The following is a 13,044-nucleotide window of genomic DNA, read 5'->3' on the forward strand; positions in this document are numbered from 1 at the left end:
CCGGGCTGTCACGCAACCTTCGACAGGACGCTGATATCGCATCTGGCGAGGCCATATCGCCAGCGATGGTTCGTCGCCGCGACACGGCTCTGATAAAAAAGCGTTAGCTGTTCGCCCTCGATCATGACGGTCGAGTGACCGTTTTCTCCTGGCCCGCCTGGATCAAGAACCGGACCGATCGAAACGTAGGGTCCGGTAACCTCGGCGGCGATGGCGAAAAACACGCGTTGTCGGCTTCCTCGCGCTCCCCGCGGAAGGAAGCACGTGGCGTTGAGAAGCACGCGGCCATCGGGGAGCTCGACCAGTTGGGCGCCTTCGATCCCCCACTCGTAGTCGGGATCATCGCGCGTATTGTGGTGTGGGATCTCACTATGGTCGAGGATCCTGCCCAGCCGCTTCCAAGGTCCGAACCACGAGTCCGACTGGCTGCGCGCCAGGTAGACATCGGGTTGCGGCACACGACTGAATTTCGGCATGCCGGAATAGACGATGTAGCGCTTGCCGCCGATGATCGCCGGATGCGGATCATAGATCCCATCTTCGTCCGTGCCAGGGATCGACAGGATTGCCGGGTTGAGCACCACCCAGTTGAAGCCATCATTCGACACCGCGTGCTCACAGCGGCCGCCGGACTTCATGAACTCGGTCTGGATGAACATGTGGAAGACGCCGAGCTCGTAGACAACACCGGGCGCGGCAACGCCCGATCCTGTGACAGGAAGCTCGATGGGCTCGTGCTCCGTCCAGGGACCATGCAGCTCCGGCGCGGTTGCGTGAAGTATCTTCCAGCTCTCGGTTGTTACCGTGCCGCTCGAGCCGAAGACGTGCCAAAGCCTGCCGTCAAAGACGGGGCATGGATCCTTGAGATCATCCACCGCCTGCGGATGGAAGAGCGGGAACACATTCGTCTCGAACTCGATCTTCATCACTTGCCCCAGCAATTGCCGGCCGTTTGAGGCTCGTTTGGCTCCGGTCCAGGCGAATCGTTGGAGCCGTCGAACAGCTTAGCTGCCCATGCTACCGAAATACGGCCACCGAGTGACCGTCCCCAGGAACCTGCGTGCGAATCTTGGCTCCACCTCCCAAAGGGGCAGCAGCACCGCGGCGTGATCCTTCGCCGCTTTAACGGTTCGCGGCTGGAACAAGTTATTCGACGGAAAGTTAGACGGAAAGGTGGATCTCGTCTCCGCTGCCTGCGATTAACAAATGTTAATCGCAATATAATCTCGGCTGCCACTAGGGAAAATTTGTATGGACGCGGCAATAAGAATACCAACTCGCAGAAAAGCCACGAAGACGCAAGACTTGCTGATATGCTTCTCTCATTTACGATGGAATTTTGTCTATCAGCGTCCACAACATATTCTTACCTTGGCCGCGAAGGAACATGAGATTATCTATTTCGAGGAACCTGTTTTCGAGGAGCGCTCGCATCCCTCGATGCGTTTCTCAGAGGTGGCGCCGGCAATTCGGGTCGCGACTCCTCTGCTTCCAACTGGCACAAGCCCGGCCAGAGCTGATGCCGTGCAGCGCAAATATCTCGACCGGATCATCGCTACGACGCCGCACACTAACCTGACCGCCTGGTACTACACGCCCATGGCCCTACGCTTCAGCGCGCACATCAATTGCGATGTCTGCGTCTATGACTGCATGGACGAACTTTCGGCGTTCAAGAATGCGCCAACCGAGCTGGCCATGATGGAGCGAGCGCTCTTCGGGCGCGCCGACGTGGTCTTCACCGGCGGCTTGAGCCTCTTTGAAGCGAAGCGCTGCCAGCACCGTGCCATCTATCCGTTTCCGAGCAGCATCGACGTCAGCCACTTCCACAAGGCAAGGACACCCGGCAAGGACCCTGCCGATCAATTCGGCATTCCTCATCCACGGGTGGGCTTCGTCGGCGTCATCGACGAGCGCCTCGACATCGATCTCGTGGCCCAGGCCTCCAAGGCGATGCCAGACGTGCATTTCGTCATGCTCGGTCCGGTGGTCAAGATCGACCCGAGCAGCCTGCCGACAGCGGACAATCTGCATTGGCTCGGCGGGAAAGGCTATGCCGACCTTCCAGATTATCTGCGCCACTGGGACGCCGGCTGGATGCCGTTCGCGCTCAACGAGGCCACTCGCTTCATCAGCCCGACAAAAACGCCTGAGTTCCTCGCCGCTGGCCTGCCGGTGGTCTCAACAGCAATCGTCGATGTTGTGCGAACCTACGGCGCAGCCGGGCTCGTCGACATAGTGGACGCCGAGGACGTCGACACCAAGCTGCGATCCGTCCTTACCCAATCGCGCGAGGCGCGGCTTCAGCAGGTCGATGCCTATCTCGCGGACATGTCCTGGAAGCGCACATGGAATGGCATGGCCGCTCACATCAGGAACGCCAGTGCTCGGAAAAAGGTCGTCCCGTTCCGCAGGAGCGCCTGACCATGTTCGACTGGCTGATCGTCGGCGCCGGCTTCGCCGGCAGCGTTCTCGCCGAACGGATTGCCTCGCAGCGGGGAGAAAGCGTTCTCCTCATCGATCGCCGCAATCACATCGGTGGCAACGCCTATGACTGCTACGACGAAGCAGGCATCCTCATCCACCGCTACGGGCCGCACATATTCCATACAAATGCGCGGTCCATCGTGGATTATCTGTCACACTTCACGACATGGCGGCCGTATGAACATCGTGTGCTGGCGGCGGTCGACGGAATGCTTCTCCCGATCCCCATCAATCTCGATACGATCAACCGCCTCTATGGTCTCGATTTGGATCCGGTGGAACTGGAAGACTTCTTCGCGTCTCGCCGCGAGACCATCGAGGAAGTCCACACGGCCGAGGACGTCGTGGTCAGCACTGTCGGACGGGAACTCTATGAGAAATTCTTCCGCGGCTACACCAGGAAGCAATGGGGCGTAGACCCCTCCCAGCTCAGCAAATCGGTAACCGCCCGGGTTCCGACCAGGACCAACCGCGACGACCGCTACTTCGGCGACAGCTTCCAGCACATGCCCGCGAACGGGTACACGCGCATGTTCGAGCGCATGCTCAACCATCCCAATATCAAGATCATGCTGCAGACCGATTATCGTGAGGTCCGGGACCGGATTCCGTTCCGCAAGCTGATCTACACCGGCCCTGTCGACGAATTCTTCGACTGGAGACTTGGCCGCCTGCCGTATCGCTCACTGCGTTTCGAGCACGTGACCGTCGAATGCGAACAGTTCCAGCCGGTCGCTGTGGTCAACTATCCGCAAACGGAGGACTTCACCCGGATCACCGAGTACAAGCATCTGACCGGCCAGAAGAACGCCCGGACAAGCCTCACCTATGAATACCCGACCGACATTGGCGATCCGTATTACCCGGTGCCCCGGCCGGAAAACGAAGCGCTCTACAAGCAATATGAAGCCTTGTCCGCCAGTCGCCCGGATGTCTGGTTTGTCGGACGCCTTGCGACGTACCGCTATTACAATATGGACCAGGTCGTGGGTCAGGCTCTGGCTACTTTCGCCCGCATTCAGAAGACGGTCCCAATTGGAGGCGCCTTGCAGCCGGCAATGGCTGTGCCGGGCTAAAGCCGCTTGCTACTCCGGCATGCAAGGCTGCGTGGATCGAGAAAGCTTCTCAAACAGCCTCTGCTGCCTCGCCAGTTCATCGGCCATCGGCTGACGGGTGCGACGCGATCCATCCGCATGGATGACGGAGAAAAGGCCAACTTCGGCGTGGCGTGAATTGTCCCATCCCGGGTAAGCCGTGATCGGATAAAGGCAGATTCCCTCCACCGGCGCGCCTTGGCTCACGGCGTCCCGCACCTCGTCGCACACATAGTGAAGCCATGCCGGGCCCCCCGATCCCTCCGCACCGGTCTCCGCAATGTACATCGGCTGTCGGTAGCGCTGGGCGACCTCGACGAGCATTTCCGACAGAGCCCGGTATTCGTGATGCCCCATCGGGATTGTTGGCCCGTGCAGGTACCACTGATTGTGCGGATAGAAATTCAGACCGATGACATCGATGAGATCTTCGCTGCCCCCAAGCTGCGGCTCGACGCGCCCCATCAGCATGTCGTACGCTTCGAACTGTCCCTGTCGGACTTTTTCAGCCGCCCGCATCTCCGCGCGGCTTCGATCGCGCGGCGCGATGTGAATAAGCGGCTCGGCCCAGATGAACCGGCATTCTGGATCCGCTTGGCGCATGGCTCGTATGCCTTGCACGGCAGCCTTGACGAGGTGGCGTTTGAACCAACCCCTTCGCCTTGGGCCGGCCGGTGAAAAATAGCCCACTTCGACTGCCCAGGCGAAGAACGATATCTCGTTGATCGGGCAGACGAGCGCAGGCTTCCCGCTGACGGCCCGATGCAACCGGACAGCTTCCGCTGCGAAATCGGCATAGCGCTCGATCAGCTCCGTCCCGCCCTGGTCAAGATAATCGGGGGTTCCGTAGTGAAAGACATCCCAGATGACCTGAACGCCGGCGAGATTTGCCGCTTCGATCATCGGCGCCCAACTCGACCAATCGTACACGCCCGGCGCCTTCTCGATCAGGTGCCAGCGTAGCCCGTCACGAACAGTTCTGAGGCCAAGGTTCGCGCAGCCGCGATAGTCGCGTTCTGCGTGAGAATCATGGCCAGTCGCCCGCACGAGATCGAGACGCACGCCATCCTTTCGCCGGTGCGAGGAGCATTCGAAACCGCCCATGAAAAAACTGTCGAATGTGACCGCGCTGGCAGCCGGATTCACGTTTGGGCTAACGGCTTGCGGCACATTCCTACTCCTTGCATTGGCCGGCACGGTCGACCAACGGCCGAAACCCTCTTTGGGTTGGGCAAATTCTTCGTTCTTGCCGCGTGCTGAACGGCGTTCAGCCCAGCGTGATCTCCTGATCGTTCACAACCTCGGCCAGCCGACTGAGGAAACTCACGAGGCCGACTTCCGGATCGTCGTTGTCGCCTGTGAGCACGGAGATACCCCAACGCCCCAGCACGGCTTCTTCGACAGGGTCCCGGCTCGCCATGAAAATGAATGACGGCGGCCGATCCGCCTCGTAGCCCGATCGATTCCATGTCTGCCAAAGCCGATGCAACAGCAGCCGGATGTTCAGGTCCGACAAGCTATAGCCGACGAACAGAACCGTGCTGCCGAGCGCATCGGAACGAAATCGCACATCGAGCGGCGAATCGAAGGATAGCCGATCGAGATAGTCCGTTTCCGTAAGGACCAGCGAGGAATCGTCATCGAAGTCGCCGTGGAATTTCACGATGCACGCGACGTCCCGGCGAGCCTTCGAGACATCCCGAGCATTGGCCACCTTCACGTATGCGCGGCCGTGTATCTCAAAGGCGACTTCGAGGTTCCGGTCATAGTTGGTGGTGTAGATCACCGGAAAATCCAGCGCGACGATCAGACGATGCAGTTCGGACTCCCGAATCTTCTCCCTCGTCACGGTCCAGTGCCTGTCCATCCAACTGCGCAACGGCCCGATGCTGCCATGCTTGATCCGGTAATACTCGGCCAGGGTTTGGAAGCGATCACGCGGTCTCGCCCCATCCAGGCCGAGTTCGCTCGCCATGCGTTCAATCAGCTTCTCCCAGGAAGGCAGCCCCACGCTCATCGAAACACCAGCTCCGACAAAGAGCACCGCATTGCGCTCTCGGATCGCTTTTGCGAGTGGAATAATCGGGTCCTCGTTCATTGCCGAAGCTGAGCGGGCTGCCGCGGGCGGCGCATGACGCATAACTTCCGAACCCGAAGGTGGATGAAGTGTTCCCCGCTCAGCCGCGAAAATCTAGAAGACCGCCGATACTCCCGGTCGGTCTCGGCAAGGTCTCGGAGCTGCCATCGAGCAAGGCAAAGCAGAGACGGACGGGCTGGCTTCGGTCCCTCTCAGCATCGGCGGATCGCGAGCGCGACATCGGTCGCGAACGGTGGCACCTCCAGCTTCAACCTACCGTCCGCTTGCGCCCGCCATTCCGCCGCTTGCGTGCCGGCCGCAGTATCCCAGCCGACTATGCGGTAGCTACCCGGAGCCAGCCCAGGCAGGTCGATCATGACGGGCTCGGTTTGCACGTCGGCCTGCAGCATGCCGTTGGGCCCGATCGTTTCGCGGTGCACCAACCAGGCCACCGCCTGGGCATCGTCGCCGCAGGCTACCGCCGCGACATCGGGGCGGGAAACCCGCACCCGGCCGCAGAGATGGACACGTCGGAACCGACTCCAGTCGATCAGCGGCAGGAAACCCGCCAGCGAGCGCTGCGCCCGCCGCATGCCGGGTGTGAGCACATGCGGCGTGCGGTTCGGCCAGCGCATGCCGCCACCGGCACCGCCGGCAGCCAGGTGCGCCCATTGCATATGGCGGAAATATTCGTCGTCGAACGGCTCCGGCAGCGTGATCTTCTTGTCCTTGAAGGTATGGATCGGGCCATGTTCGCTGTCGAGGAACGGCCGGCCATCGCGAGTTTCGGCCAGGGCCTCGCCGACGATCCGCCCCAGGCCGAGCGCCGGGGCCACTGTGTCGCGGGGATGATCGATCGTGCCTTCCTCGTAGATGTGGAGGGAGGCGAAGTCGAGATCCGGATGCCGGAAGATAGGTTCGCGGAGCGGCATGTGCGCCCGCCAGCGAAGCTCCGGTCCGAAGAGCGAAACCGTTTGCGGGTGGGAGCGGCCGTAGAGCGAAATCTCCAGCCGGCGAACAAAAGCACCGAGATCGTGGATGAAGTCGCCGAAATAGTCGGCGCTGCCTTCGGCCTGCTCGGGATGGATCTCGTTCCAGAGGTCCCAAGCGAAGAGCGCGCCGCTGCCGCCCCATCTGCGCACCGCGAATTCCAGCCTTGCCTTGATGGCGCGGCGCGTGGCCGTGCAGACCAGAAAGCGCGAGGGCTGATCCAGCACGCCGCCGTTCCTCTGATTATAGGGGTGATGACGCCAGTGCCGCCACTGCCAAAATGTATCGAACGGGGTGAGCAGTATTCTCAAACCGTGCTTTTCACAGAGACGAAAAAGATCGTCCCACAGCCGCACGATAGCAGGAACGAAGCGACCGAGCGGCCGCTCGAAGTAGCGGTGGCGGACCTGAGCATATTCCAGCATCAGCCTGAGGCAGGTGACGCCGCTTTGCTTAAGCCAGCGGAGGTGAGCCTCCACGCCGGCTATGTCCTTGCGCCGGAACAGCCCATTTAGCTCAGGCCAGCTTATAGCGTCATTCTGCCCGATCGGCATCCACGGCTCGCCGTCCTCAGTGGCGAAATATGAGCCGGCCACTGTGATCCACTGCAGACCCGCGGACCGCACAGCGAGTAAGCGCTCCGCGTCACTGGTCGTGCTGTCCGTTAATCCCGTGTTGTCCAAGTGGCTTTCCGGTATTCCCCAAGGCACTCCAAACTGTCTCAGGGGAAAAATGTTCACCGGCGCCGGCGCAAAAATCGCAGCCCGCCCGGGCCTCATCGCCGAGAGAATGGCCCGTTATTAAAGAATGGCCAGCTGATCTGCTCCAGCTTCGTTCGACTGAAAACCCTAGCTAGGATCCGCTCGCCGCCATCCCGGCCGTAGGGGCCTGGGCAGGCCACCGAAAGCCAACCAGGTCAAGTCATAGCGACGAGTAGAGATTCGCCAGCGGGATCTCGCCAACCAGGAAGGCCGGCTTCAGGCGATCCTCTGCTGAAGCTGCGGCATGTCTTCGCTCTTCCGCAGACCCGTTGCGACGACCGACACCCGAAACTTTCCGGCCAACGCCTGGTCGAAGATGGCGCCGACGATAATGTCGGCGTCGGCGTCGACCTCTTCCCGTATCCGTGTCGCGGCTTCGTCGACCTCGAAGAGCGTCATGTCCGTGCCGCCGCAGATCGATACCAGCAGGCCTCTGGCGCCCGTCATGGAAGCCTCATCGAGCAGCGGGTTGGCGATTGCTGCCTCGGCCGCCGTCCTTGCGCGGCCCTCCCCCGAGGCTTCACCGGTTCCCATCATCGCCCGGCCCATGTCCCGCATCACCGACTTCACGTCGGCAAAATCGAGATTGATCAGGCCTTCCTTCACGATGAGATCCGTGATGCAGCCGACACCGGCGTAGAGAACACGGTCCGCCATAGCGAAGGCATCGGCAAATGTCGTCCTGGCGTCGGCGACCCTGAAAAGGTTCTGGTTGGGGATAACGATCACGGTGTCGGCGCTTTCGCGAAGGCGTTCTATGCCCTCTTCGGCTGCCTGGGACCTGCGGTTGCCCTCGAACGTGAAAGGCTTGGTAACGACGGCCACCGTCAAAATGCCGGCATCGCGCGCCGCACGCGCAATGACGGGCGCGGCGCCAGTCCCGGTGCCGCCGCCCATGCCCGCCGTGATAAAGCACATGTGCGTTCCCGCGAGATGATCCATGATCTCGTCGATGGATTCCTCGGCGGCCGCGCTGCCGACGTGGGGGAGAGATCCGGCGCCCAAGCCCTCGGTCACATGCGCACCCAACTGGATCAGCCGCGGCGACTTCGACATGGTGAGCGCCTGGGCGTCGGTATTGGCGACGACGAACTCGACCCCCTGCAGGCCTTCAGCGATCATGTTGTTGACGGCGTTTCCGCCAGCGCCGCCGACCCCGACAACGGTGATCTTAGGTCTCATCTCCAGGATTTCCGGCTTGGCAGTCATTGTGATCTCTCTACGGGACGCAGTGGCTGCGCCAGAGCAACTAGCAAACGAATCAGATGGTCCCGCCAAGATCAGGGAATCAGAGGACAGGCCTCGCCGCAAGGTCAAGCTGAGGGCGTCAAATCGCAAGTTTGCTTCAGGAGCGCCATGGTTCCCGAGCGCAACCCTGCGTGAACCGGTGCCGGTGCGGGGGGCGACGAAAGACAAATGGTTCAGTCGAAGCAGCCCGCGTCCTCTTCCCTGAGATACGTCCGGGCCGCTTCGGACCTTCGCGCGGCCAGCTGCCCTGAGGACCGCGATCCGTCGCAAGCAGAGCCGGAGACGTCCTGCTCACGAGGTTGATAAATCCCGCCGGTTCTCTAAGTTCGCCTTGGGGCACCTTGACTTCGCGCTGGTCCGGCAAATGATCGGACTTAGGCGCAAGAACGGTAATTCGTCGATGACAAGCGCGGTGTCGGGCACCTTGGCGGCCCTTTTGTGCTTTCTGGCCCTGACCGCTGCTGCTCCACGTGCGTTCGCCCAGCAACCGACCGTGCAGCCGGCCGGAGCGATCAAGCCGGACGAGAAGATAACCGAAATCAAGATAGGCTATTTACGGGCCTACGCGCCGCGCCTGACGCTTTCCCTGCTGGACGCCCCGCCGCGTGACGAAGGTGTCGCCGGCGCCAATGTCGCCATTGGCGACAACAACACCATGGGCAAGTTCATCAAGCAGAAATTCAGCCTCGATGTCACCGAGATAAAACCGGAAGCCGACGCGGTTCAGGCATTCAACGCGTTGATTGCCAAAGGCGAACGCTATGTCCTCGCGGACCTCTCGGCCAAGCAGCTGCTGTCGATCGCCGACATCGCCCGCGACAAGGGCGTGCTGATCTTCAACGTGGGCGCCACCGACGACAGACTGCGCGAGGAGGACTGCCGCATAAACGTCTTCCACATCGCGCCGACGCGAAGCATGCTCGCCGACGCTCTGGCGCAGTATCTGATGGTGAAGAAATGGCCGAACTGGGTGCTGCTCTACGGCTCGCATGACGAGGACCGCCTCTATGCCGACGCGTTGCGCCGCTCGGCAGCCCGCTTCGGCGGGCAGATCGTCGCGGAGAAGGAATTCAAGGATACCGGGACGGCGCGCCGCACTGACACCGGAGCCACGCAGATACAGCAACAGATTTCGGTATTCACGCAGGACCTGCCGGAGCATGACGTGCTGCTTGTGGCCGATGAAAGCGAGGTGTTCGGGAGCTACGTGCCCTACCGCAGCTGGACGCCGCGGCTCGTCGCAGGCACGGCCGGTCTTGTGGCATCGTCGTGGCATCCCGCGAGTGAACAGTGGGGCGGCATTCAAATGCAAAATCGCTTCCTGAAGACAGCAGGCCGGCGAATGATGTCCAAGGACATGTCGGCCTGGACGGCCGTGCGGGCCGTCGGCGAAGCCACTACGCGCACCAATGGCGACGATCCGAAAAAGATCAGCGATTACATCCGCTCGGACGACTTCTCGGTCGCCGCCTTCAAGGGACAGAAGCTGACCTTCCGCAAATGGAACCTCCAGCTTCGCCAGCCGATCCTGCTTGGCGATGCCACATCGGTCGTCTCGACATCTCCCCAGGAGGGCTATCTCCACCAGGTCTCCGAGCTCGACACCCTCGGCATCGATCAGCCGGAAACGAAATGCGTTCTCAAGTAGCGCCGATCGGGAGGAATTCGTGCAGAGCCGAGCTTGCATACTCGCCATTCTCGCAACCGGCGTCATGGCCGACCCGGCATCGGCCTACACGGCCTACGTCTCAAACGAGAAGGACAATACGATCACCGTCGTCGACACGGCGACGATGCAGGTGGTCAAGACCGTCGACGTCGGCCAGAGACCGCGCGGCATCACCATCTCGCACGACGGCAAGTTCATCTATTTGTGCGCCAGCGACGACAATACGATCCAAATCATCGATACCAGGACGCTGCAGGTCGTCGGCACGCTGCCCTCCGGCGACGATCCCGAATTGTTCGTGCTTCCGCCCGACGGCAAGACGCTCTATGTCGCCAACGAAAACGACAATCTGGTCACCGCGATCGACCTCGACAGCAAGCAAGTCACGTCCGAGATCCCGGTCGGCGTGGAACCCGAAGGCATGGCCGTCAGCCCCGACGGCAAGACCCTGGTCAACACCTCGGAGACCACCAGCATGGCGCATTTCATCGACACCGAGAGCCATGAGGTAACCGACAACGTGCTGGTCGACACGCGCCCGCGCTTCGCCGCGTTCAAGCCCGACGGCTCGCAGGTCTGGGTCAGTGCCGAGATCGGCGGCACCGTCAGCGTCATCGACAACGCCAAGCGCCAGGTCGTGAAGAGGATCAATTTCGCGATTCCCGGACTGCGGGCCGAAACCATCCAGCCGGTCGGCATCGCCATCAGCGCCGGCGGGAAGAAGGCTTATGTCGCGCTCGGCCCGGCGAACCACGTCGCAGTGATCAACACCGAAACCTACGAGGTGGAAAAATACATCCTCGTCGGACAGCGCGTCTGGCATCTGGACTTCACCCCCGATCAGAAGACACTGATTACAACGAACGGCAATTCCAACGACATCACTTTCATCGATACGGCGACCGAGGAGCCGGTTCAGTCGGTCACCGTGGGTCAGCAGCCGTGGGGGGTGGTCATATCGCCCAAATAGAAAAGCAGCCGGAAGATTAGGCCATGAAGCCGGGCCAAAGACGTCGAGCGCGCTAGATAAGCACCCTCAAGGAGCATCCATGCAGCATGCGAGGACGGCGAAAACGGGGAACGGAGCGGCGGCACTCGATGTCGCCGGCGTCAGCCATTCCTATGGCCCGAAGCGGGCGCTCAACGACGTCTCGTTCTCGATCGCGCCGGCGACTTTCACCGCCCTTCTCGGTCTCAACGGCGCCGGCAAGACGACCCTGTTCTCGCTGATCAGTCACCTCTACGACACGCGCCAAGGATCGATCCGCGTCTTCGGCCATGACGTCAGCCGTGCGTCCGGCGAGGCGCTCAGGCGGGTCGGCATCGTGTTCCAGGCACGCACGCTCGACCTCGACCTGAGCGTATACCAGAACCTCTCCTATCACGCCTCGCTGCACGGCATCGGACGGCACGAAGCCCGACAGCGCATTGCAGCGCTGATCGAGAGAGTCGACATGCAAGGCCGTGAGCATGACAAGGCTCGCAGCCTTTCCGGCGGCCAGATGCGGCGCATCGAGATCGCCCGGGCGCTGCTCCATCGCCCGTCCCTGCTGCTGCTCGACGAGGCGACGGTGGGTCTCGACATCCAGTCGCGCGCGGGCATTCTCGCCACCATCCGCAAGCTGGTCGAAACCGAGGGCATCGGCGTGCTTTGGGCCACCCACCTGATCGACGAGGTTGAAGACGGCGACCATGTCGTCGTGCTGCGGCAAGGTGACCTGGTCGCCAAAGGCAAAGTGGCCGACGTGGTCCAAGCGAGTGGCGCCGCGTCGATCCGCGACGCCTTTTCCAAACTCAGCCGCGGCGAAGCAGCCGGCCAGGCGGAGATCTCGCCATGAGCACTCCCGCAATGCCGGAAAAGGTCGCACCCGTCACGCCGGTGAAGTTCGGCGCGTTCGGCTTTCGTCACTACCTCATCTGCCTCAAAGGCGTCGTCGTGCGGGAAGGGCTGCGCTTCCTGCACCAGCGCGAGCGCTTCATCTCGTCGCTGGTGCGACCGCTCGTCTGGCTGTTCATTTTTGCCGCCGGGTTCCGGCAGGTGCTCGGTGTCTCGATCATCCCGCCCTACAAGACCTACGTGCTCTACGAGGTCTACATCACGCCGGGCTTGTGCGGCATGATCCTGCTGTTCTCGGGCATGCAGTCTTCGCTGTCGATGGTCTATGACCGTGAGATGGGCAATATGCGCATCCTGCTGGTCAGCCCATTTCCCCGCTGGTATCTGCTGGTGTCGAAGATGCTCGCCGGCGTTTCCGTTTCGATCGCGCAGGTTTATGCCTTTCTGATCGTTGCCTGGTTCTGGGGCGTCAAGGCGCCGCCGCTCGGTTACCTATGCGTGCTGCCGGCCCTGTTCCTGTCGGGGATGATGCTTTGCGCGCTCGGCATGCTTTTGTCCTCGATGATCAAGCAGCTCGAGAACTTCGCCGGGATCATGAACTTCGTCATCTTTCCCGGCTATTTCGCGTCGCCGGCGCTCTACCCATTATGGCGCATCCAGGAAGCGAGCCCGCTGCTTTACAAGCTCTGCCTCGCCAACCCCTTTACTTATGCCGTCGAGCTGATCCGCTTCGCCTTCTACGGGCAGGTCGATTGGGTGTCGCTGGGCGTCGTCGCCGGCTGCACGCTGCTGTTTCTCGGGGGCGCCATCATCGCTTATGACCCTTCGCGCGGCCTGATAACACGCAAGCAAGGCACGGGAGGAAACGGTTGATGGAACGG

At 61.5% G+C, this 13,044-nt stretch carries 11 protein-coding genes; 6 read left to right on the forward strand and 5 right to left on the reverse strand.

The genetic code is table 11. The features are described 5' to 3' along the window. Nucleotides 1-8: 8 nt before the first annotated feature. Nucleotides 9-926: a hypothetical protein gene (locus A9K71_RS09660; protein WP_066993843.1), complete on the reverse strand. Its 918-nt coding sequence runs from the start codon at nt 924-926 to the stop codon at nt 9-11. A 325-nt stretch (nt 927-1,251) separates the two neighbouring features. Here A9K71_RS09660 and A9K71_RS09665 point away from each other — a divergent pair, with 325 nt between their 5' ends. Next, nucleotides 1,252-2,424, forward strand: coding sequence for a glycosyltransferase (locus A9K71_RS09665; RefSeq protein WP_066993846.1), 1,173 nt, complete (start codon nt 1,252-1,254; stop codon nt 2,422-2,424). Nucleotides 2,425-2,426: 2 nt separating this feature from the next. Then, nucleotides 2,427-3,563 carry a UDP-galactopyranose mutase gene (gene glf, locus A9K71_RS09670; RefSeq protein WP_066993849.1) on the forward strand — a complete coding sequence of 379 codons (1,137 nt, stop codon included), beginning with the start codon at nt 2,427-2,429 and terminating at the stop codon, nt 3,561-3,563. A gap of 9 nt (nt 3,564-3,572) precedes the next feature. Here glf and A9K71_RS09675 read toward each other — a convergent pair whose 3' ends face one another. From A9K71_RS09675 to ftsZ, 4 genes are all read right to left on the reverse strand, one after another. Continuing rightward, nucleotides 3,573-4,751: a beta-glucosidase gene (locus A9K71_RS09675; protein WP_082980429.1), complete on the reverse strand. Its 1,179-nt coding sequence runs from the start codon at nt 4,749-4,751 to the stop codon at nt 3,573-3,575. A gap of 97 nt (nt 4,752-4,848) precedes the next feature. Beyond that, the gene (locus A9K71_RS09680; RefSeq protein WP_066993852.1) at nt 4,849-5,679 is read right to left on the reverse strand and encodes an SIR2 family protein; all 831 of its coding nucleotides are present in this window, start codon (nt 5,677-5,679) and stop codon (nt 4,849-4,851) included. Between the two features lie 191 nt (nt 5,680-5,870). After that, nucleotides 5,871-7,127, reverse strand: coding sequence for a hypothetical protein (locus A9K71_RS09685; protein ID WP_197504214.1), 1,257 nt, complete (start codon nt 7,125-7,127; stop codon nt 5,871-5,873). A 498-nt stretch (nt 7,128-7,625) separates the two neighbouring features. After that, nucleotides 7,626-8,618, reverse strand: a complete 993-nt coding sequence (ftsZ, locus tag A9K71_RS09690) for a cell division protein FtsZ (protein WP_066993858.1) — start codon at nt 8,616-8,618, stop codon at nt 7,626-7,628. Nucleotides 8,619-9,057: 439 nt separating this feature from the next. Between ftsZ and A9K71_RS09695 the strand changes: the two genes are divergently transcribed. From A9K71_RS09695 to A9K71_RS09710, 4 genes are all read left to right on the forward strand, one after another. Then, on the forward strand, nt 9,058-10,305 hold the full coding sequence (locus A9K71_RS09695) for an ABC transporter substrate-binding protein (protein ID WP_066993993.1): 1,248 nt from the start codon (nt 9,058-9,060) through the stop codon (nt 10,303-10,305). A 19-nt stretch (nt 10,306-10,324) separates the two neighbouring features. Then, nucleotides 10,325-11,296, forward strand: coding sequence for a YVTN family beta-propeller repeat protein (locus A9K71_RS09700; protein WP_082980430.1), 972 nt, complete (start codon nt 10,325-10,327; stop codon nt 11,294-11,296). Nucleotides 11,297-11,375: 79 nt separating this feature from the next. Then, nucleotides 11,376-12,164, forward strand: coding sequence for an ATP-binding cassette domain-containing protein (locus A9K71_RS09705; protein ID WP_066993864.1), 789 nt, complete (start codon nt 11,376-11,378; stop codon nt 12,162-12,164). 11 nt (nt 12,165-12,175) lie between these two features. Next, complete coding sequence (locus A9K71_RS09710) at nt 12,176-13,036, forward strand: ABC transporter permease (protein WP_066993867.1); 861 nt, start codon at nt 12,176-12,178, stop codon at nt 13,034-13,036. The last annotated feature ends 8 nt before the right edge of the window (nt 13,037-13,044 follow it).

It is taken from the genome of Mesorhizobium sp. WSM3873, from assembly GCF_001672445.1.
Classification (GTDB): domain Bacteria; phylum Pseudomonadota; class Alphaproteobacteria; order Rhizobiales; family Rhizobiaceae; genus Mesorhizobium.